The sequence below is a fragment of the Vibrio sp. 10N.286.49.B3 genome, from assembly GCF_002873395.1.
Taxonomy (GTDB): Bacteria; Pseudomonadota; Gammaproteobacteria; order Enterobacterales; family Vibrionaceae; genus Vibrio.
The window spans coordinates 48,546-68,999 of sequence record NZ_MCUV01000013.1; the positions used below are offsets into that span (position 1 = coordinate 48,546).

Sequence of the window (20,454 nt, forward strand, 5' to 3'; positions counted from 1 at the left end):
AACCATAAAATGTCGTTTTTTTGAGCCAACTCATACGACCAGAAAGCCAACCGCTCAACTCTTAAGCACTTTTGTATGACTATTGATATTTATATGATAGTCTTAATTCCCATATAAAAACTGTTGTTATTTACCTGTAATAATTTTGTGGTAGTTCGACGTTTTTATGTGGGATATTTGTTGCGTTTGAGTCGTTTCGGTGATGGTACTCCCCCTCTTTTACACTTACCTTATCGTCACGCTCCTACCAACGTGAATCAATTTCTCTATCGTAAATAAGTACATGTCTGGTAAGGGGCTGTCGATGAAAATAATAATTAATGGAAACGCTTATAAAGTTGAGCCGCAAACATCGCTTTTGCATTCAGCTCGTACTTTAGGTGTCGATATTCCATCACTGTGTGGTGATAGCCACCAAGAAAATAAACAGCCTTGTGATTTGTGCCGAGTGGAAATTGATGGAGTAGGAACGGTGAGAGCCTGTGAAACTCAGGTTTCTGAAGGTATGACGGTGACGACTCAGTCAGCCGCTTTAACCGAGCATCGTCATCAAGCATTAACTAAGCTACTTTCGGATCATAATGCCGACTGTGTAGCCCCTTGCCAAGTCGCTTGTCCAGCGCATGTCGATGTTCAATCTTACCTACATCACATCGCTCAAGGTGAGCACCAAAAAGCCATTGAAATTATTAAAGAGACATTACCACTACCGATCTCAATTGGTCGTGTATGTCCTGCTTTTTGTGAAAGTGAGTGTCGCCGTAGTCTAGTGGATGAACCATTAGCGATTCGTCACTTAAAGCGTCACGCTGCTGATATCGATATGAGCATGTCGACGCCATACTCTCCAGAAAAATTAGCAAGCAATGGCCAAAAAGTGGCGATTGTTGGTGCTGGTCCTGGTGGGCTTGCTACCGGTTACTACCTAAGTTACCAAGGCTTTGAAGTCACGGTATTTGAAGCGATGCCTAAAGCGGGTGGTTGGCTTCAATATGGTATTCCAGAATACCGTCTGCCAAAAGATCTACTTGATCAAGAGATCGAGCACTTGTGTCTGGGTGGAATGACGATCAAATGCAACCAAAAGCTAGGTCAAGACTTTACACTAGATCAACTAAAACAAGATTACGATGCCGTTTGTTTAGCTGTCGGTGCGGTAAAAGCGGTTGAAAGTCGCTACCCAGGCAGCGAACTAGACGGTTGTTACTTAGGTGTCGATTACCTAAAAGATTATGTCACTGAAGGTAAGCTAACGACCGGTAAGAAGGTGGCAATTATCGGTGGTGGTAACACCGCGATTGACTGTGCACGTACGGCAATTCGTACTGGCGCCGATACCACACTGGTTTACCGTCGTACTAAAGCTGAAATGCCGGCAGAAGACTACGAAATTGAAGAAGCGATTGAAGAAGGGGTGAAATTCCACTTCCTAACCAATCCAGTTGAAAACATGGCAGATGAAAACGGTCGTGTTGATGTGGTTAAATTTGAAATCATGGCACTAGGTGAACCTGATGCATCAGGGCGTCAACGTCCAGAAGCGACAGGTGAGTACTTCGAAGAAGCCTTTGATACTGTTATTTGTGCACTTTCACAAAAACCAGATTTAACACCGTTTGAAGGTTCAAGTATTGAGCTGCCTATGACGCGCTGGGGTACTGCTGACGTTAATGAACACTCAATGCAGCATCATGACAAGATTTTCAGTATTGGTGATTTCCGTCGCGGACCAGCAACAGCCATTGAAGCAATTGCAGATGCAAAAATTGCAGCGAATGCGATTGAAAAAGCGTTACTCAATCCGCAAGAAGCAAAGCCAATGCCTGTTCACTCAGCAAATCGCTTTAACAGTCATAAAGCCGAGAAGCTGAGCTTAGTTTCAGACAAAGAATACCGACGCGAAAAAGCGAAGCAGCGTATTAAATTCCCACACCTATCAAATGAACAGCGCCAAGGCAGCTTTGCTGAAGTTGAAAAAGACTCGCCAGCACAAGCAGTACAAAGTGAAGCTGAACGTTGTTTAGAGTGTGCTTGCCAAGCGAACACCGATTGTAGCTTGCGCGATTATGCAACCGAATACCAAGTTAAAAATGAACAGCTAAACAATGCTGAGCGCCAAATTCACTGCGTCGATAAAAGCAGCGAATTTATTGTGTTTGATGCCAACCGCTGTATTAGCTGTGGTCAATGTGTTCAAGCCTGCCAAGAGCAAGCGGTTCACGGTGCTATCAGCTTCATCCAAGGTGGTAACGAAGAGGCAACGTGCCGTCCTCAGTTTGCTGACAACACCCCAATGGGCGATAGCAACTGTGTTCAGTGTGGTTCATGTGTTCAAGTATGCCCAGTCGGTGCACTCGTTGATAAACGTGATAAATCACAAGGTCGCGTTGAAATGCTAACCCCAGTTAAAAGTATCTGTACTTACTGTGGTGTCGGCTGTGGCGTTGTGATGTACGTTGACGAAGCGACTAACCGAGTTCGTTACGTTGAAGGTGACAAGTCATCGCCAGTAAACCAAGGCATGCTATGTGTTAAAGGGCGTTACGGTTTTGATTTCATTCATAGTGAGTCACGTTTAAATACACCACTAATTCGTAAAGACGGCGTATTAGAGCCAGCGAGTTGGGATGAAGCGATCGCATTAATCGCTGATAAATTTAGCACAGTTAAAGAGTTGTACGGCCCTGATGCACTAGCAGGTTTCTCATCGGCAAAAACCACCAATGAAGATAACTACGCTTTCCAAAAACTGATGCGTCGTGAAATTGGTACCAATAACATCGACCACTGTGCGCGTCTTTGTCATGCATCAACTGTAACCGGTCTGGAAGCGGCGTTAGGCAGTGGAGCAATGACCAATGATATTTTGAGCATTCAATCTTCGGATGTGATTTTTATCATCGGTTCAGATACCACGTCAGCACACCCAATTATTGCTTCTCATCTGAAACAAGCGATTCGTAACGGTGCACGTTTAGTCGTTGCCGATCCAAAACGCATTGATATGGCGGATCACGCTGAGCTGTATGTTGCTCAACGCCCAGGTACTGATGTGATGTTACTTAACGGTGTGATGCAGCAGATCTTGTTAAATAACTGGCAAGATGACAGCTATATTGAACAGCGTATTGAAGGCTTTGAAGACTTTAAGCAAGAGGTCATGCTAGAAGACTACTCACTAGAAAAAGTGGAGTTAGTGACTGGTGTTAAAGCTGACGATATTAAAGCGATGGCGAAACTTATCGGTACGGCTAGCGTAACAGCGGTTTATTACTCTATGGGTATTACTCAGCATACGACAGGTCATGATAACGTACGTTCTATTGCTAACCTGCAACTACTGTGTGGCAACATCGGTGTTGAAGGTGGTGGTATTAACCCATTACGTGGTCAGTCAAATGTACAAGGTGCATGTGATATGGGTGCGCTACCATGGGATTACCCAGGTTATCAGAAAGTCCTTGATCCACAAGTTCAAGCGAAGTTTGCCAAGGCTTGGGGAAGTGACTCATTACCGAAAGAGAAAGGTCTAACTCTAACGGAAGTAATGGATGCAGCTTGCGACGGAACCGTGAAGGCACTTTATGTTATGGGTGAGAACCCAGTACTGAGTGACCCTGATCAAAAACACGTTATTGCAGCGCTTAACGCATTAGACTTTGTTGTTGTGCAGGATATTTTCCTATCTGAAACGGCAGAGTTTGCTGACGTTGTTTTACCTTCGTACTCATTTGCTGAAAAATCAGGTCACTTCACAAACACCGAGCGTCGCGTTCAGCGTCTATCTCCAGCGGTGAAAGCGCCAGGCATTGCTCAACCAGATTGGTGGATCATCAGCCAAATTGCTAACGCGATGGGTGGTGATTGGTCTTATGAGAAAGAGCAAGACATCACAGAAGAGATCACTCAAGTTGTCCCTCAATATGCCGGTATTCATTGGGATGCTGTGACAGAGAAAAGCATTCAATGGCCATGTAACGATGCGAACCCAGAAGGTACTCGCACGATGCACATTGATGAGTTTAGACGCGGTAAAGGTGCAATGGCAGGCGTACCATTCCGTTACGCAGCAGAACTTCCAGATGAAGAGTACCCGCTAATCTTGACTACTGGACGCTTACTTGAACAGTTCCACACTGGAACCATGACACGTAAGACCAAAGGACTTAATACATTAGCCGGTCCAAGAATTATGCTGAGTGTTGCGGATGCTGAGCGACTTGGTATTAGCAATAGCCAACCGCTAAGACTGACTTCTCGTCGTGGTAGCATTGAAGCGCCTGCGTTTGTGACTAAGCGAATGCAGCCGGGTGTTGTGTTTGTTCCATTCCACTTTGCAGAAGCACCTGCGAATAAACTGACTGTTGCAGCAACGGACCCTGAGGCTAAAATCCCAGAGTTCAAAGTAGCAGCGGTTAAGATAGAAGTATTAGCGATGCAAGAAGCATAATTAATTCACACCTTCTACCTATTAAAGCCCGTATTTATGCGGGCTTTATTAATATAAGCGGTATGATAGCGTTTATGAAAAGAGACTCATTATGTTATTAACCCACTCAGAGTGTAACGTAAGTGGGTGCTTGTGTTTACTGTAGGTGGTATTTATTATACTTACTATAAGTTGCTGTTAAGTATGGTTATATTTGGTTTTTTGATATGGAGATGCCGTATTAATAATGATCTAAATGCCGTATTTATTCCTATTTAAAGAGGTTTGAGTTATACTCAAGTTACTTTAAATGTTGGGAGGTTCAAATGACAGCCGTTGATCGTATTTATCAAAAGATAAAGCGTTCGAGACGCTATGTTTTTGAGCGTAAAGACTTTGATGGCTTTGCTAGCTACGACCAAATTGGTCGAGCACTAAGGCAGTTGGTCAAGCAAGGTGAGTTAATAAAGCTTGGCTATGGTCTTTACACCAAGGCAAGAATTAACAGTCTGACAGGCAGGCCTATGCCCACTAACCCAGGGGGAAGCGATGCCCTGATACGTGAGGTATTAAAGATGAAAGGTGTCGATTTTGAGATGGACAATCTATCTTTGCAAAGCCTATCAGGTGAAAGTACCCAAATCCCATCATCCGTTCAATATTCCTGGAATCCCAAACAATTTAATCGTAAATTAGTTGTAGGTAACCGAGTGTTAAACTCGCCGAGTTAATATGGAAAAACTAAAACAACAATTCCTAGAGGTTTCCGATGCACTTGAGCTTGGAAACCCAGCCATCATTGAAAAAGATTACTGGGTCGTTGCGCTACTGGCAGAGCTAGAAAAGCTCACATTTGAAACTCATCAATTAGTTTTTGCAGGGGGTACCGCATTAGCAAAATCTAATGTCAAGATCCTACGGATGTCAGAAGACGTTGATATTAAACTGATCCCAAGTAAAGAGTTTGATCCATTAAGTCGTGGTAAAAAGAAAGCCGTACGTAAAATGCTTATCGAGCAAATAGAGCAGGCGATTGCACGATCTCAGCAGTTTACAGTTGAAGATAAACTTGTTCGTGATGAATACCGCTATGTGGAGTATGAACTTAAATACCCACAACAATTTAGCCAAGCCCCATGCTTACGACCGATCATCAAACTAGAGTTGATGGAGACAATTCCACTTCTAGAAGTAGAAGACCGAGGAGTTGAATCGTTAGTTGCAGAGCTTTATAAGCAGCCACAAGAGGTCAGTTCATTCGCTTGTGTTTCGGTTTACGCAACATTAGTAGAGAAAGTACTTTCTATGTTACGTCGAACCATGTTGGTTAAGCGTGATACTGAACGTAAAGATGATACTACTTTGGTTCGTCATATCTACGATGTTCATTGCATTGATACCGCTCAGACTCTAGATATTGAGTCACTAACCTCGCTATTCCTCACAGTATTGCAAGAAGATGTTGACCGTTTCGGCAACCAGCACGCTGAGTTTGTTGCTGCCCCTATCAAGGAGTTACGCCTCGGTTTACAAGAGCTAGAAGACAACCCTATTTTCCGTCAACGGTTTGTCGATTTTGTTACACCTATGGTGTTTAACTCACAACCACACGACTTTGATACTTGCTTTGCTTCATTTAAGCGCGTTGCGCATCAGTTATTGTCCTCGGTAGATGAGTGAATCGAGGTGTCAAAAGGGAGTGAGTAAATCAGTACTAAATCCCTATCTACTTTTTGTTAATGGTCAGTGATAGTGAACTCTAACATATTGTATAATCAACCAAATTTTAATAAGAGCTTATTTATGAGTGAGTTGACTCAAGAACAAGAAAACGCAATGGCGACCTTAAAAGGTAATCTTCACTTACCAGGTGGTGGATTTCACCTTCAGATTGTTGAATTATCAAGAGAATTTCTGCTTCCTTTTCAAACGGTTCGCTCAGCATTAAAAAAAGCGCAACGCGTTATTGAGAAGAAAATTAAGCAAGACTTTGCCAACCTTGATGAAAGTGAATTAAGCAAAGAGCACTGGTTGTCGATCATTAAAAACAACCTGACAGAGCAAGCAGAAAATAACCGCCCGATTATGGATACGTTAGCGGAAAGTGATGCGTATCGTAACGCGACTCAGTTAATTGCAGATGCGATTAAAACAGAAGATGAACGTGCACAAACGCTTGATGAACTTGCAATGGCGTATGAATTCCAAGTTTATAAACCACTGATGGCGATGTTATATACCACAACGCTATATTGGGAATTAAGTGACGATCTGATGCTAATGAACGCTGACGTTTGCGCTAAATTTAGCGGTTACCCTCAGCATGCAGAAGCCATTTTGCATCTTTTACAGCTAAGAGATCAAACGTTAAACACAGTGATCGCTTAGTAAAAAATACCAGCACTTCAATAAAAAGGGTCGGACATGCTTTTAACGAGAAAGCGTATCCGACCCTTTTTTCTGTTTCAATTCTACGCTATGCAAGACGCTTATCTGGTTTACTGATCGCGCAGTTAGCGATCAAACAAACTTTTCCATGATGGGCTAGCGGTTTTATATAAAGAGATGCTAGCCACCAAAGCACAAGCACCTAAAGCAAAGTAGATAATGACATGCATGATGCTGGCTTGAGAGAAACTCGTGAACAAGCCCGTCGTGAGCGTTTGGTAGGGCAGTGATAGAACTGTGGATAAAAACTCACTCACACCTTGGTAGCCAAATAACCCAACGCTTAGCCACTTTGCTGCATAACCGATAAGTACCATCGTTAAAATTGGTGACGTCACAAGCTGAGATAACATTAAGGCAATACATGCCAGCGGTAGCAAAGCCACTGACACTTCCCACGTTTTGATAATAAACATAAACCAGTTGGTCATCACAACCGCAAGGCTACTTTGGTGGCTAAATAAAAGCGATGAATCACCACTGGTTATATTCGCAAGCCACAGGGCAGCATTGGCGATCAATATAAGCAGGGAGCAGATTAAAGGAATAACCAATAAGCCAAAACCTAACTTAACCGCATGAGTTAATGAATAAGATACCGGCATACTGCGCCAAAACATGCTGGTTCCATCTTGGCGCTCTTTACGTAAAGTTCTAGGCAGGTAGAGACTCGTTAAGGCCATTGAAAGTATGCCGATAATGGAGGTGAGTGCCCAGTTGATATTCTTACCTAAATCAAGAGGCATAATATCCATATCACCGCTGACTTCCACTTGATAAGAAAAGTTATCCAGTGAACCGTTATTCATGATCAAACTGATAAACAGTAGCCCGCCACAAACCAGTACAAATAAAGGAACTCGCGTTACCATTTTATGCTCAATGAGCTCTTTCTCAATCATATAGAAACTAGAGTGCATTATTCTCCCTCCTTCTGTAAGGCAATAAAAATCTCGGCTAACGTTGCCTTATGGATTGTGCCTAATGAACCCGCTTGAGTTTGGTATGGCGTTGCTAGTAGCCACTTGACGCTGGTTAACGTTTGGCTGTGGGAAAGGGGTTGAAAGGCTTTTATCGCGTCACTGTGCTCTTTTGGTGCCTCGAGGATAAAGTAATCTTGTTCAATATCATCCATGCTTTTTTGTAGCACTTGCTGACCTTGCTTTAGGATCAATACATCCGTAAGTAAATGCTCAATTTCAGCTACTTCATGACTTGCAATAATTAACGCTCTTTCGCCTTCATGAAACCAACGCAGTAAATGTTGATAAAAGGCATCACGGTAGAGCAAATCTAGCCCTAACGTTGGTTCATCAAGGATCAAAATTTGTGTATTGGTGGCAATAACAATAGCGAGATGCAATTGCACTTTCATCCCTTTAGATAGCGCTCCAATTTTACTGTTGAGTTTCACTTGCGTGTGGCTGAGGGTCTCTTTTGCTTTAGTTGGGTTAAAGCCTGGGTGAACGCCTGCGGTGTATTTGAGTAACTGCTTAACACTCATCCAATCGGGTAAGACATTCACATCCGAAATATAGGCTAACTTCTCCATGACAGCCGTGTGGTGTTTAATTGGATTTAATCCATCGATATCAATAGTGCCTTGATACGGATACGAGCCTAAAATAGCGTTGATCAGCGTCGATTTGCCCGCGCCGTTATGACCGAGTAATCCCAGTATCTGACCGGAGTACAGTTCAAGGTTAATGTTGCTGAGTGCCGAATGTTGGCCATAGTGCTTGGAAAGCTGTTGGATATTAATTAATGGCGTCATTATTCACCCTTTCTTGATTGTTGCGATGATTACTTTTTAGAGAGTGTAGTTAGCCTAATAGTAATGTAAACAATTAGCTATAATACCAATGAATTATTCTTGGTATCTCAGTATGCAGCCTTAAAGTTGCGACTCCATTGGTAAGATTTTGATTAATGTGTTTTGAGTACGATCCCACCAACTACTGTATGGTTCTTTCGTGTATCGAATCGTCTTACCATCAATCATTTTAGTCCAAATGATATCACCATCCTCTAGCGTTAATTTAAAGGCAAGGGTATCAATTTTTCTGTCGAACTCTTCCGCTAGAAATTGACCGAGAGTGTCGGATTTAGTCAGAATACCTATCTCAGTATTTTCATTGCGGGAACGAGGATCAAGGTTAAATGACCCTATGAATGCCGTATCGCGATCCATGATGTAGTATTTAGCATGAAGGCTAAGTTTAGAGGCTTTTGATGAGCGCTTTTTGTGAGATTTTTTGACCAAGTCACCGAGTCTTTGGCTATCTATTTCATGTAATTCCACGCCCATTTTTAACAGGGCTTTGCGATACTTTGAGTAACCGGCATGGACAACCGTGACATCATTAGACATCATCGAGTTGGTTAATATTTTCACTTTAACACCGCGGTCAACAATGGCTTGAAAGAGAGCTACCCCTTCTTTTCCAGGGACAAAGTAAGGCGATACAATAATTAGCTCTTCATTGGTCGCGTCAACATAAGGTTGTAATTGAGGCGCGAGGTTATATTGCTGCTTATCATGAGAAGAGATGATTTTTAAAGGGTTATCGTAAAGAACAACCGTTTGACCTACATATAGGTTGCTTTGATCGTTATTAATTCTTTCAACGAGATCGTCATCATTCGCCGCTTGCATATAAAGTGAGTTTTGGTTTTTAATAATAAACGCATCAATTTGTTGAGACACTAACTCTAGATCATTAGGCTGAGGTCGATAATCGGTAAGCAGCTCAATGTTGAAACTGAGATCGTTATTCCAATATAAGTCGAAAGCTTGCTGCACTTCTTTGACTGACTCTCCCGTGAAAGCAACATCTAAATCACCAAAAGAGACCTCTTCAGAAGCACTGAAATATTCATCTGCCAAGTTACGGCCACCTAAAATAGCCACACTGCCGTCAACGGAAAAGGATTTATTGTGCATGCGGCGAGTCACTTTTCCTAAGCCGGTGACATATTGGCTTATACGGCTTTCCCCACGAACAAAAGGGTTGAATATGCGCACTTCAACATTGGGATGGGCATTAAACTTTTCCATTTCAATATCTTTACCATCTAGGTCAATATCATCAACTAAGACGCGAATACGCACACCTCGCTCAGCGGCTTTCCAAAGCGCTGCGGTAATTAGACCACCACTTAAATCAGAATGAAAAAGGTAGTATTGTAAGTCGATACTCTCTTGAGCATCGTTGATTAAAGCGATACGTGTTACAAAGGAGTCAACACCAGTATCAAGTAAGGTCAGTAAGGTTTCGCTATCGGTTAACCCTAGTCGTTGACGCTGATCTTTTACGGCATGACTTAGGTAGCTTTGTTCTGATTGATATATCGCACTGCTTGGTGATGTTGTATTTTGAGGTAAACTGGCACACGCAGAAAGTAAACAACAACAGAAGAAGATAGCAAGTAACGACTTAGACAAAGTAGTATCCTTAATCAATGAGTTGGCTAAGTTATGAGTCTAGTCAAAATGACAGAAAGAGGAAGTGATTAGCTCTATTTTTCATGTTTTAGAAAGATCAACGATATTAGAATGCAGGGATAAAAAATAGAAATCAAAGAGATTATCCTAAATAATATGTCGTTATTTTTACCAACTACTTTTATTCGCAGAGTAAGCTGTTATATGACAAGGAGAGTCCAATGTTTAACTCGATACATCACGTTGCAATAATTTGTTCGGACTATGAAAAATCGAAGCAATTCTATACATCAATACTTGGCTTAACAGTGATCGCTGAGAATTACCGAGAATCGAGACAATCTTATAAACTTGACCTTAAATTACCAGATGGTGGTCAGTTAGAATTATTCTCTTTCCCAAATCCGCCTAAAAGACCAAGCTCACCAGAAGCGCTAGGCTTAAGACATTTAGCATTTAACGTTGCTTCAGTAGAGGATGCGTGTGATTACCTGGTATCAAAAGGCATTGAAGTTGAAGCAATTAGGGTCGATGAATTTACCGACAGGAAGTTTACATTTTTTAATGATCCTGATGGTCTTCCACTAGAGATTTATGAGCAAATTGCCGATGCGCCTGCGCAGTAATATAATGTTATATGTCAGCGACGTTTATCTATAGGTGTATACAAGGAAATATTATGACTAATTATTTTGATAGCGTAGCGGATAATTGGGATTCAAATACACTGAAAATTGAACGAGCCAAGATAACGGCTAAAAAAATCAAAGAGATTCCATTTTCTTCATTTAATAGTTGTATTGATTTTGGCTGCGGCACAGGGTTACTTGGCGTACAGCTAAAAGATACATTTGCACAGATTCACCTTGCTGACTCGTCAAACGAAATGCTAAAAGTTGCTCGTAGTAAATTAGCCACATCTAAAATAACAAATGTTGAAACTCATTATGTCACTGGACTATCTGACTTAGCTTCGAGACATTCTGCGATTGTGACATTGATGACACTACATCACATAAACAGTGTTAAAGATTTTTTTATTGATGCTTATAATTTATTAGAACAAAAAGGCTCTCTAATAATCGCTGATTTATATAAAGAAGATGGATCTTTTCATAAACACAATCAGTCCTTTGATGGTCACAATGGCTTCGATGTTATTGCATTGTCTAATATAGCTGAAAGTGTTGGGTTTAAGATTGAAAAAATAGAACAGTATTATGAAATATGGCAAGAAAACTTTGAAGGTAAAGAAGTGCCGTATCCGCTGTTTTTGTTTGTAGCAACTAAATGTAAATAAACAAGTATTAAGCACCTTGATACTTTTCTTCAGGTGAGCAAAACAGAGATAAGGATACGATAGTAATCTTATCAATCAGGTATCTGTTTTGTTTATCTTAAAAGTCAGTTTGTTGCTGGTGGTGAGTTAGTGCGGGAAAAATACCGATGTGCATGCATAATAATATAATGTTAGGTAAAAAGCATTATCCAGCGCCAGAATTAAGATTGGATGAATTTCAGGTCTGTTTTACGTTTATTCTTCAATTTTTGGTAGAAATTTTCATGTGAATCTAAATGCAGCAAGTAAATCTCTAGCTTATTTTCAACCCAAGAATAACCTAAGAGTGCTAGTTGGTTATTGAGTTGAAATTTGTGAACCCGCATATGGGAAAGGTCACCTTTTTTAAGTTCACCAATCTCAGGGTCTTCAATAATTCTTTCAATCTCATCTTCAACGATAATGAGTAAACTCTCAGGGAGTTTGGCTAATGCTTTCTCAAAGCGTCGAGATTCGTAGATATCAATGTTTCTTTGTTCTTCGCTCATAACGCTTAGTAAGACCTTGTTTAACTTCTTGATTGGCAAGTAGAGATTCTTTTACAAATTCATATGGTAAGTCAGGGTTATCAATCATGATTTGCCCAATCTTAGCCCAGTATTCAATTTGTTTTGGAACAGAGCGATTCTCAGCTTCTGCATGAACCTTTGCTTGACTCACAAAGTTATCATCGAGTCGGACGCTAGTAGCCATAATGAGTTACCTTTGTAGAAATATAATTGTGTAATTATGCGACAAATTGTTGCATTGGTCAATTGAGATAAATTTTACTTAATAATCAAGGATTGAGTGTTGAACAATCCCGATGCCACTTATTAGTAAATTATGCGATCTTGTATGGTGGGTGCATCGCCTTGATACTTTTCTCAAGGCGAGTGAGGCTAAGCTAAGGTTACGACAGCAATTTTATCCATCCGTTATCTGTTTACCACTCTCCATTGTGGTCTTTTCCCTTTAGGTTCATTCCAGCAACACGAATACGCTCCGATTATTTTTCAAACTGATGCTGTTTAATGTGTGAAGTCACAGTTAAATGACTAATAAATTTGACATACAGCACGAAATAGGCATTGCTGGTTTTGCAGCATTTATCTTGGAAATTTAAGTTGGTAAAGTGTTGTTTATAAAATGAGCGATGATGCTTCTGTTTGGCCAACATCAAGATAACGAGAGTAGGCATAGTAGGTAGAGGCATTGCTTTGGTGACATAAGAGAAAAACAAAGTGAGCATGCGCATTTTGCTTGCCTTCATTATCAAATGGATGCTGGTGGTAAATTGGTACGGAAAAAGTTCTATGCATATGCGTAACAATATAATGTTAAATTAGCTATAGAGAAAACGATGAACAATAAATCATTACTAGCCTTTCGAGAAAGGCTAGATGGTAATGCTGGATTAGTTTCCAAGCGTAGAATGCTCGTTACACTGTCATTATTACTTCTTGTTATACAATTTACTGGTGCAGTCTTTAAAGAAGCTAATACATTTATTTTTAAAATTGAGTTTACTAATCAAAGTGGGTTGAGTGTATTTTTGCTCTTAGCTGTTGTCGTTTTGATGGTTCGTTATTACAGCTATGCACATGAATATCATCAAGAGCTATTCAAACTTATGGCTGAAAGAATGATGTCTGACTATAAAATATTTAGATTTAACCACCACACTGAAGAAATATCTGGTTTGCTTAGATATGGAATTGATCTTTTTGGTGGTGATGAACCAGGGCTACAAGCCGCCAAGTACGAAACTGACGGTTTTTTGAAACGCAAAATTGTCTACCAAAAGGAATATCATAACGAAGAAGGTAGAGAGTTCTTAGACGAGGATATCCCATTAAATAGATATAATGAAGAGTGGACTCGATGGAGCTTTTTCGTACTTTATTGGTATGAATCGAGGTACCGTTTGGAAGCATTATTAAAATATAGAGAAAACCTTGATCTTTGGGGGCCTTATTTTCTGGGCTCTACAGCTATAATATTTACTTTGATAAAACTGGATGTCGAAACAATTCAAAATCTATGGTTGGCAATAAAAAAATAATAAACAAGGATTAAGTGTTGCGTAGCCAACACTAAATTCCAGGTGTTGAACAAGCCCAAGAGCCTGTAATTTAAATTGTGTGATCTTGTATAGTGAGTGCATCGCCTTGATACTTTTTTCAAGGCGAGTGAGATTGAGATAAGATTACGACAGTTATCTTATCAATCTGTTATTTGTTTACCTTTCTTTATATGCAGTCTTTATCGCTTTAACTCCACTCCAGCCATTATCCTCATTATGCTTGCTTATCGACTACCTCGTTGAGTTATTCCCATGCAAGCCATCTCATGCTGGTAACACGGATACGTACGAGTTGCCTTTGCTCTAACCCCCGAGCCGATTTAATACGACCAAAATGTATGGGTTGTGCGCCACGATTATCTTGTAAAGTTGCGACCTGAATAAAGGATTTGTGTGTATCTAAGCCAATGAAAATTATGGTATCGTTATTCATGTGAGCCTCCAGGTTTAGTTGTTTGCACACTAAGTATGGCTCTGGCGTCAAGCTAACTCACGAAAATGGAGGCTAGCACCTCGTGGGGGTCATTATGTCTAACAGTATTGAGGGATTTTCGTGGCTGATTACATAAATAAAAACATTCTGAGTCAGGCTTATATTCACGTGGAGCCAACGGGAATTGAAACTGAAGAACAGCTTGAAGCGTTCAAAGAAAACCTAAGAGCGTTTGCGCTTAGTCGTACAGAGTTCTTCTTATCTGATGGACTTGATGTAAACATTGAGTTTGAAGAAGGTTCAATTAGAGCACGAGTTACGGTAATTGGTACGTTAATGCTTCTACTACAAGGCATTAGCTCATACAAAGACTTTAGAGAAGGTCTTCAATTACTACACTCGGATGCTAAATGGTTGTCAGATGCAATCATTTCGGAGTCTCTGTATCAAACCAAAGCAAAACATCATGATGTTATTCGAGTAGAGGCAAGGACTGGAATAATTGGTTCTGTTCATAAAATTTTGAATCAACTAGGAAGAATAAAAAGTGGTGCCAACGGTGCTATGCTTGCTTCCGACATTGTTGAAAAAATTGATGATGCTCAAGATGAGCTATCAAAGTTAATGGACAATATCTGCGATCTAAATGATCGCAACTTAGTTGCTAAAGAGTGCAAATATCTGGTTCAAGAGTTACCGGATATTCCTGTTCCGCCAAAAGATAAAACCAATAGCGATCATGCTATCAATGAGTATCGACGCAAAAAGTCTTCACTAAGCTCCTCAGTAGATATTCATTTATTCATTGAGAAGTAAGGTGAAAGCATACTGTTAACAAACAAGGATTAAGTGCTGTGTAGCCAACACTTAATTCCAGGTGTTGAACAAGCCCGAAGCCATTTAATATTAGTAAATTGTGCGATCTTGCATGGTGGGCGCATCACCTTCAATTCTAAAGCGTTTATCTTGACCTTTTATGTTGGTAAAGCTTTATAGTATCGGTATGAAATATGGACGGAAAACACTCGTGTCAATTTTTAATAAGTAAGAATAGTATTGCAATATATAAGGAAGAATCGACATGGACACTCTCTTTATATAAAGAAGCAACGGAAGAAGATCTGGAGTCAAATCATTACTTAGAAATGGTTGGAGAATTAATTGAGAAAATAAAAGTGCCTATAATTCATTGTCCTTATTGCGGAGAAAAACTTGAAGGTGAGCTAGAAATAGATCGACCACTGTATCAATACATTGATTACTCAAAGTGGTAGCTTTTGGTTCAAAAACTAAACGGCACTATCGAAATAGTGCCGTTGAAATACCGCTCTTTATCCCACCGAAGCCAATACTGGCTTACTTATCGGTGTGAAATTCAAGCATGCCTTGCGTTAAAATAAAGTCGATGATGGTATCTAGACCAACACTCTCTTTAAGGTTGGTGAACACATAAGGCTTGGTCTTACGCATTCTTTTCGTGTCTTGCTCCATCACTTCTAATGATGCACCAACGTAAGGGGCTAAATCAATTTTGTTGATAACAAGCAAGTCCGAACGAGTAATGCCAGGTCCGCCTTTACGAGGGATCTTTTCACCTTCAGCCACATCAATCACATAAATCGTTAAGTCAGCCAGTTCAGGGCTGAAAGTTGCGCTTAGGTTGTCACCGCCACTTTCAACAAAAACGACATCAAGGTTTTTATGCAGCTTAGCAGTGCTGAAGTCGATACAAGCTGCAGTTGAAGCGAGACTTACCTTTGAAAGGCGAGTAAATAAACGTGAAAAAAGGCTGCCCTATTGAAGGGCAGCCTATTGAGTCATTGGTTAATTCGTTATATTAGCTATTTCATTATGTTATAGAGCAACGACTTATTATTGGTTAATGAATGCTTTGAAGCGAGCTTTTGTTTCCGCATCCGCTTTGCTGTACCAAAAATGAAGCATCTCTTCTTCTGTGCCTGATGCAGCCGGTTGAGCTTGAGTTACTGCTGGCGTGCTGGTGGCAAGTGATGAGGTCGCAGCCGTTGTTGCTGGAAGTGTCACTGGTTTCATGTTGACCCCTAAAGCTGCGACACCGCCAGTAGCATTATAAGTGACCGCTTCTTGAGGGTAGTCACGACCAAGCTGTAAGCCATCTTTCACTAGGGTATCTTGCAGCACGGTAACGGTTTGACCACTTTTTTCGATAAGCTTCCAGTCTAATGGATCAATATTCTTTTTTGCATCCTGAATATTACGATAGCGTGGCATTTCAAAATCGAGCGTTGTATTACTCGCGGTAAATGTTGTAATAATCGCTTTGCTGTCAACATTTACTCGACCGTCTCCTTGCTCAAAATAAGGGCTATAGCGAAAAACAATCTGATTTTCCCCATTTGGTAATACGGCTTCTTTTTTGGTTGAGAAAAAGCCACCAGAAAGCTCAGGTTTTTCAGCGTTAATCGCTAACACGTCCACATTTGCTGGTATGTTTAAAGTAACATCAGCAAAAGCTGTGTGGCTAAGAGTGATAGCAAGAAGGCATGACAACGGTTTTATAACATTCATCTATTAATGTCCTAGAGAGTATTCACTGTATAGTTGGAGCTTGCCTTTGAATGTTATAGATTGCAACTATAGACGCACTTAAGATTGAAAATTTAAGGTAAAAATTAATCAAGTACGAAGGCATGGTCTTAATTTATTGAAAATGAGGTTTATATGACAGCGACTTCCACCGATTCTGTTTGTCTTAACACGCAGTTTCAAGATCTGAAAAAAGAGCAAAATGGTGCTCGCTTAACCCTTGTTGAAAGAGTGGAGATATTAACATCGCTGAAGCAACGTTTACTCGCGGCTCAACAGGCGTGTGTCACCGCGCTATCACAAGATTATGGTTTTCGTAGTGAGTTTGACTCGTTGATTTGTGATGTTTTACCTGCTGTTAACCACCTTGATTATACAGTGAAACAACTGCCTCGCTGGGTAAAAGGTCAAAAGCGTTCTGCTGGGTTGTTGTTATCGCCTTCTAAATTGAAAGTGCACTATCAGCCTTTAGGAGTGGTTGGTGTGATTGTGCCGTGGAACTTTCCTATCGTGTTATGTTTAGCCCCGATAGTGACTGCGTTAGCTGCGGGTAATCGGGTCATGGTCAAGTTGAGTGAACATACGCCAGCAACCAATCAAGTTATTAAGACACTATTTGAGCCGCTGTCTCAGCAAGTTGTCATTGTTGAGGGGGAAGGCGAGGTGGCCGCTGCATTTAGCCATTTACCTTTTGATCATCTCCTCTTTACCGGATCGACAACGATTGGTCGCCTTGTCGCGCAAGAAGCCGCTAAAAATCTAACGCCTGTGACCCTTGAGTTGGGGGGTAAATCGCCGGTGATTATTGCTCCAGATGCGGATATGACCAAAGCCGTTGATGCCATATTGCTTGGTAAATCGATTAATGCTGGACAAATTTGTGTCGCTCCAGATTACGTATTGTTGCCTCAAGCGATGCAAGATGACTTTATCGCTTTATATTTACAACGTTTTAAAAGTGCTTTCTATTCCAAGAAAAAGGGTTGGCAGGTTAGTCATATTATTAATTCAGCCCAGCATCAGCGTTTACAAGGTTATTTAGACGATGCTCAAGAAAAGGGCGCGCAAATACATACGGTGACAGAAGCAGAGAGTGTTCAAGAAGGTACGAAGATGCTGGTTCATCTTCTAACGGATGTCAGTGATGATATGCAAGTGATGAAAGAAGAGATATTTGGCCCTATTTTACCACTTAAGACCTATCAAACGATTGATGAAGCGATGGAGTATATTGCCTCTAAACCTCATCCGTTGGCACTGTACTTGATGAGTAATGACAAACAGGTGCAGCAGCAGGTGTTAGCTGAGACTCAAAGTGGTGGTATTGTTTTTAATGATACATTACTTCATGTAGCAGCCGATGATGCTCCTTTTGGTGGTATTGGTGAGTCAGGTATGGGGGCTTATCATGGCTTTGAAGGGTTTAAAACGTTTAGCCATTCACGAACCTTGCTCCATACACCAGGATGGCTACCTAGAGCGCATTGGATGACAAAGCGTCGCCATACAATGATGAAAATGCTCAAACGTCTTTTCCTACGCTAGTCTCATTGTATGCTTGAGACTTTACGAGAGATAAAAAGTGAAAAGATAAAAAAGCCCTATAACGGTCGTATCGCTATAGGGCGGAGCAGTGCGTATTATGACAACTGGGGGGAGCATAATACCGAAATAGTTAACCTTCTCTGACTACGTTACCAGCTTGGTGTATGAGTGAGCGGGCATTTAACGTTGATTTGAGAGATCTTCAAACTCACCTTCAATGACATGAGATCGGTGAGTATTACTTTGGTTTTGTGTGCTACCAGCTGTCGCATAAGCTGAAGTAAAACCTTGTTGATTCATTTGCTTTTGAATGCGTTTCCCTGTGATAACCGCTGCAATAGCGAGTGGGATAGCAAGGAATAAACTTGTTACAAGAGCCATAAAACCGGCCATTAATGCAAAGATTGATACGAATACTTTTTTCATTTAGTCACCTCTTTTAATTCCTCTCCATCATAACAAGGCAAGATGAATCGAACATGAATAAATGAAAATAAGCGTTTATAAAGTGATTAAGTTGTCATTATGACTACCTAGTGGTACGTTTATAATATTACGCCTGTAAGGATAGACCACCATGAAGCAATCTATTGAAACCGTTCTACTGCAAATTGCGCTTAATTTAAGCTCTGATTTATCGCAAGGTCAGCATTATCAAAAGTTACTCGATTCACTTAACCAAGTACTACCTTGTGATGCTTGTGCGCTTTTTGTGCTCGATAACGAAGGTTTCTTAAAGCCTGTCGCCTTAAATGGTTTATCGCAAACAGTATTAGGTCGTCGTTTTTTCCCGACCACGCATCCGCGCTTAAAAGCCATCTTAGACAGTAAAGCACCAGTGAGATTTAGTGCTGATTGTGCATTGCCCGATCCTTTTGATGGTTTATTACTGTCTAATCCTGATGAGCATATTGATGTTCACGACTGTATGGGTTGCAGTTTGTATGTTGAAGATAAACTGGTTGGCTTGTTAACGTTAGATGCACTGGATGTTGGGGCTTTTGATCGCATCGACCCTATCATTATTGAAACTTTTGCAGCATTAGCGGCGGCCACTTTACGTAATATTGCTCTATTTGAAGGGCTGCAAAAGAATAACCAACAGCAGAAATCGATTAACCAATTACTTATCGAGCAAGCAAGGCATAAAAATGGTCAACTCATCGGTATTAGCCCGCAAATAGAAAGGCTACGCGAAAGCATTGAGATGGTTGCCCCTTCAAATTATGCGGTATTAATTAGTGGTGAAACGGGGACGGGTAAAGAGTTGGTTGCCCATAGCCTGCATGAAAAATCTCAGCGTAGTGATAAACCTATGGTGTATGTAAACTGTGCCGCTTTACCGGAATCTATTGCGGAAAGTGAGTTGTTTGGTCATGTGAAAGGCGCATTTACTGGGGCGACAAGTCATCGAGCGGGTAAGTTTGAACTGGCTGATACAGGGACTATTTTCTTAGATGAAATTGGCGAACTTCCATTGCTACTACAAGCTAAGTTACTGCGCGTGATCCAGCAAGGTGAAGTGCAGCGAGTTGGGGCAGATAAGAATTTATTAGTCGATGTTCGCATCATTGCAGCGACAAACCGTAATTTGGAGCAGGAAGTTGCAGAGGGGCGTTTTAGAGCTGATCTTTATCATCGCTTGAATGTCTTTCCTATTTTTGTACCAGCGCTCCGCCACCGAGAGGGGGACATTCCAGTCTTAGCGGGCTACCTGCTGGAGAAAGTTCGTAGTCAATTTAACATTGATAATTTGCATATTCATCCTAAGTCATTAGATGTGCTAGATCGTCAACCTTGGCTTGGTAATGTCAGAGAGCTAGAACATACTTTGATGAGAGCTGGGCTTAAAGCTATTCAAAGAAAAGAACATATTATTCAAAATCATCACTTTGGCTTTGATGAAAAGCCAGATACAACCACAAAGCAGACCCAATTTACAGCTCAACCTGTGGCGATGCGTGAGGCTGTTGAAGTTTTTCAAGTGAATTTGATTCAACATGCCTTAGAGCAAAACCAAGGCGTCTGGTCTAAAGCGGCTGATTTTTTGCAGATGGATAGAGGGAATTTACACCGAATGGGGAAAAAATTAGGCTTAAAGTAGGCGAGAATGCCTAATGTTGTCTATATGACACCCGCTTGTTGTTGTATAGACGACTTGTTATTGATGCTTTGAAAATTAAAT

The 20,454-nt window shown here is 40.9% G+C and carries 19 protein-coding genes and 2 pseudogenes; 11 read left to right on the forward strand and 10 right to left on the reverse strand.

The window, feature by feature from the left end; all coding sequences use genetic code 11:
• Positions 1-304: 304 nt before the first annotated feature.
• From fdhF to BCU68_RS07070, 4 genes are all read left to right on the forward strand, one after another.
• Positions 305-4,450 carry a formate dehydrogenase subunit alpha gene (fdhF, locus tag BCU68_RS07055; protein WP_102564087.1) on the forward strand — a complete coding sequence of 1,382 codons (4,146 nt, stop codon included), beginning with the start codon at positions 305-307 and terminating at the stop codon, positions 4,448-4,450.
• Between the two features lie 305 nt (positions 4,451-4,755).
• Positions 4,756-5,160 (forward strand): DUF6088 family protein, encoded by a 405-nt coding sequence (locus BCU68_RS07060; RefSeq protein ID WP_102564088.1) that lies wholly within the window; start codon positions 4,756-4,758, stop codon positions 5,158-5,160.
• A 1-nt stretch (position 5,161) separates the two neighbouring features.
• A complete protein-coding gene (locus BCU68_RS07065) occupies positions 5,162-6,109 on the forward strand; it encodes a nucleotidyl transferase AbiEii/AbiGii toxin family protein (protein ID WP_102564089.1) in 948 nt (315 codons plus the stop codon).
• Positions 6,110-6,232: 123 nt separating this feature from the next.
• On the forward strand, positions 6,233-6,817 hold the full coding sequence (locus BCU68_RS07070) for a hypothetical protein (protein ID WP_102564090.1): 585 nt from the start codon (positions 6,233-6,235) through the stop codon (positions 6,815-6,817).
• 125 nt (positions 6,818-6,942) lie between these two features.
• On the opposite strand, the gene BCU68_RS07075 is transcribed toward BCU68_RS07070, so the two are convergent.
• From BCU68_RS07075 to BCU68_RS07085, 3 genes are all read right to left on the reverse strand, one after another.
• Complete coding sequence (locus tag BCU68_RS07075; RefSeq protein WP_102564091.1) at positions 6,943-7,797, reverse strand: hypothetical protein; 855 nt, start codon at positions 7,795-7,797, stop codon at positions 6,943-6,945.
• Positions 7,797-8,651, reverse strand: coding sequence for an ABC transporter ATP-binding protein (locus BCU68_RS07080; protein ID WP_102564092.1), 855 nt, complete (start codon positions 8,649-8,651; stop codon positions 7,797-7,799). Before BCU68_RS07080 ends, BCU68_RS07075 begins: the two co-directional genes overlap by 1 nt.
• 120 nt (positions 8,652-8,771) lie before the next feature.
• Positions 8,772-10,322: a phospholipase D family protein gene (locus tag BCU68_RS07085; protein WP_198591700.1), complete on the reverse strand. Its 1,551-nt coding sequence runs from the start codon at positions 10,320-10,322 to the stop codon at positions 8,772-8,774.
• Positions 10,323-10,543: 221 nt separating this feature from the next.
• On the opposite strand from BCU68_RS07085, the gene BCU68_RS07090 reads away from it, so the two are divergent.
• Together BCU68_RS07090 and BCU68_RS07095 are read left to right on the forward strand one after the other, a co-directional pair.
• Entirely contained in the window at positions 10,544-10,948 is a 405-nt protein-coding gene (locus tag BCU68_RS07090) for a VOC family protein (RefSeq protein ID WP_102564094.1), read from the forward strand.
• 53 nt (positions 10,949-11,001) lie between these two features.
• Complete coding sequence (locus tag BCU68_RS07095) at positions 11,002-11,622, forward strand: methyltransferase (protein ID WP_157935178.1); 621 nt, start codon at positions 11,002-11,004, stop codon at positions 11,620-11,622.
• A 200-nt stretch (positions 11,623-11,822) separates the two neighbouring features.
• Here the strand turns inward: BCU68_RS07095 and BCU68_RS07100 are convergent, their stop codons facing one another.
• From BCU68_RS07100 to BCU68_RS07110, 3 genes are all read right to left on the reverse strand, one after another.
• Entirely contained in the window at positions 11,823-12,149 is a 327-nt protein-coding gene (locus BCU68_RS07100) for a type II toxin-antitoxin system RelE/ParE family toxin (RefSeq protein WP_102564096.1), read from the reverse strand.
• Complete coding sequence (locus tag BCU68_RS07105; protein WP_102564097.1) at positions 12,124-12,354, reverse strand: hypothetical protein; 231 nt, start codon at positions 12,352-12,354, stop codon at positions 12,124-12,126. Before BCU68_RS07105 ends, BCU68_RS07100 begins: the two co-directional genes overlap by 26 nt.
• A 428-nt stretch (positions 12,355-12,782) precedes the next feature.
• Positions 12,783-12,962, reverse strand: a complete 180-nt coding sequence (locus BCU68_RS07110) for a hypothetical protein (RefSeq protein ID WP_102564098.1) — start codon at positions 12,960-12,962, stop codon at positions 12,783-12,785.
• A 41-nt stretch (positions 12,963-13,003) separates the two neighbouring features.
• Here BCU68_RS07110 and BCU68_RS07115 point away from each other — a divergent pair, with 41 nt between their 5' ends.
• Positions 13,004-13,705 (forward strand): hypothetical protein, encoded by a 702-nt coding sequence (locus BCU68_RS07115; protein WP_102564099.1) that lies wholly within the window; start codon positions 13,004-13,006, stop codon positions 13,703-13,705.
• A 337-nt stretch (positions 13,706-14,042) separates the two neighbouring features.
• On the opposite strand, the pseudogene BCU68_RS07120 reads toward BCU68_RS07115, so the two are convergent.
• Positions 14,043-14,159 (reverse strand): annotated as a pseudogene (locus tag BCU68_RS07120) (IS110 family transposase); the annotation flags it as partial.
• 120 nt (positions 14,160-14,279) lie between these two features.
• Between BCU68_RS07120 and BCU68_RS07125 the strand changes: the two are divergent.
• Both BCU68_RS07125 and BCU68_RS07130 read left to right on the forward strand, forming a co-directional pair.
• Positions 14,280-14,975: a hypothetical protein gene (locus BCU68_RS07125; RefSeq protein ID WP_102564100.1), complete on the forward strand. Its 696-nt coding sequence runs from the start codon at positions 14,280-14,282 to the stop codon at positions 14,973-14,975.
• Between the two features lie 194 nt (positions 14,976-15,169).
• On the forward strand, positions 15,170-15,433 hold the full coding sequence (locus BCU68_RS07130; RefSeq protein ID WP_102564101.1) for a YgiT-type zinc finger protein: 264 nt from the start codon (positions 15,170-15,172) through the stop codon (positions 15,431-15,433).
• An 82-nt stretch (positions 15,434-15,515) separates the two neighbouring features.
• Here BCU68_RS07130 and BCU68_RS07135 read toward each other — a convergent pair.
• Positions 15,516-15,872, reverse strand: a pseudogene (locus BCU68_RS07135) (GTP-binding protein); the annotation flags it as partial.
• Positions 15,873-16,031: 159 nt separating this feature from the next.
• A complete protein-coding gene (locus tag BCU68_RS07140) occupies positions 16,032-16,706 on the reverse strand; it encodes a DUF2057 family protein (RefSeq protein WP_102564102.1) in 675 nt (224 codons plus the stop codon).
• A 153-nt stretch (positions 16,707-16,859) separates the two neighbouring features.
• On the opposite strand from BCU68_RS07140, the gene BCU68_RS07145 reads away from it, so the two are divergent.
• Positions 16,860-18,269 (forward strand): coniferyl aldehyde dehydrogenase, encoded by a 1,410-nt coding sequence (locus BCU68_RS07145; protein WP_102564103.1) that lies wholly within the window; start codon positions 16,860-16,862, stop codon positions 18,267-18,269.
• Positions 18,270-18,449: 180 nt separating this feature from the next.
• On the opposite strand, the gene BCU68_RS07150 is transcribed toward BCU68_RS07145, so the two are convergent.
• Positions 18,450-18,695, reverse strand: a complete 246-nt coding sequence (locus BCU68_RS07150; protein WP_102564104.1) for a hypothetical protein — start codon at positions 18,693-18,695, stop codon at positions 18,450-18,452.
• 151 nt (positions 18,696-18,846) lie between these two features.
• Here BCU68_RS07150 and norR point away from each other — a divergent pair, with 151 nt between their 5' ends.
• Positions 18,847-20,373: a nitric oxide reductase transcriptional regulator NorR gene (gene norR / locus BCU68_RS07155; RefSeq protein ID WP_102564105.1), complete on the forward strand. Its 1,527-nt coding sequence runs from the start codon at positions 18,847-18,849 to the stop codon at positions 20,371-20,373.
• Positions 20,374-20,454: the final 81 nt, after the last annotated feature.

Bases quoted from the DNA above. Each gene is read 5' to 3' on its own strand.
- fdhF (WP_102564087.1), top strand. From the start codon at position 305: ATGAAAATAATAATTAATGGAAACGCTTATAAAGTTGAGCCGCAAACA.
- BCU68_RS07060 (WP_102564088.1), top strand. From the start codon at position 4,756: ATGACAGCCGTTGATCGTATTTATCAAAAGATAAAGCGTTCGAGACGC.
- BCU68_RS07065 (WP_102564089.1), top strand. From the start codon at position 5,162: ATGGAAAAACTAAAACAACAATTCCTAGAGGTTTCCGATGCACTTGAG.
- BCU68_RS07070 (WP_102564090.1), top strand. From the start codon at position 6,233: ATGAGTGAGTTGACTCAAGAACAAGAAAACGCAATGGCGACCTTAAAA.
- BCU68_RS07075 (WP_102564091.1), bottom strand. From the start codon at position 7,797: ATGCACTCTAGTTTCTATATGATTGAGAAAGAGCTCATTGAGCATAAA.
- BCU68_RS07080 (WP_102564092.1), bottom strand. From the start codon at position 8,651: ATGACGCCATTAATTAATATCCAACAGCTTTCCAAGCACTATGGCCAA.
- BCU68_RS07090 (WP_102564094.1), top strand. From the start codon at position 10,544: ATGTTTAACTCGATACATCACGTTGCAATAATTTGTTCGGACTATGAA.
- BCU68_RS07095 (WP_157935178.1), top strand. From the start codon at position 11,002: ATGACTAATTATTTTGATAGCGTAGCGGATAATTGGGATTCAAATACA.
- BCU68_RS07100 (WP_102564096.1), bottom strand. From the start codon at position 12,149: ATGAGCGAAGAACAAAGAAACATTGATATCTACGAATCTCGACGCTTT.
- BCU68_RS07105 (WP_102564097.1), bottom strand. From the start codon at position 12,354: ATGGCTACTAGCGTCCGACTCGATGATAACTTTGTGAGTCAAGCAAAG.
- BCU68_RS07110 (WP_102564098.1), bottom strand. From the start codon at position 12,962: ATGCATAGAACTTTTTCCGTACCAATTTACCACCAGCATCCATTTGAT.
- BCU68_RS07115 (WP_102564099.1), top strand. From the start codon at position 13,004: ATGAACAATAAATCATTACTAGCCTTTCGAGAAAGGCTAGATGGTAAT.
- BCU68_RS07130 (WP_102564101.1), top strand. From the start codon at position 15,170: ATGGACGGAAAACACTCGTGTCAATTTTTAATAAGTAAGAATAGTATT.
- BCU68_RS07140 (WP_102564102.1), bottom strand. From the start codon at position 16,706: ATGAATGTTATAAAACCGTTGTCATGCCTTCTTGCTATCACTCTTAGC.
- BCU68_RS07145 (WP_102564103.1), top strand. From the start codon at position 16,860: ATGACAGCGACTTCCACCGATTCTGTTTGTCTTAACACGCAGTTTCAA.
- BCU68_RS07150 (WP_102564104.1), bottom strand. From the start codon at position 18,695: ATGAAAAAAGTATTCGTATCAATCTTTGCATTAATGGCCGGTTTTATG.
- norR (WP_102564105.1), top strand. From the start codon at position 18,847: ATGAAGCAATCTATTGAAACCGTTCTACTGCAAATTGCGCTTAATTTA.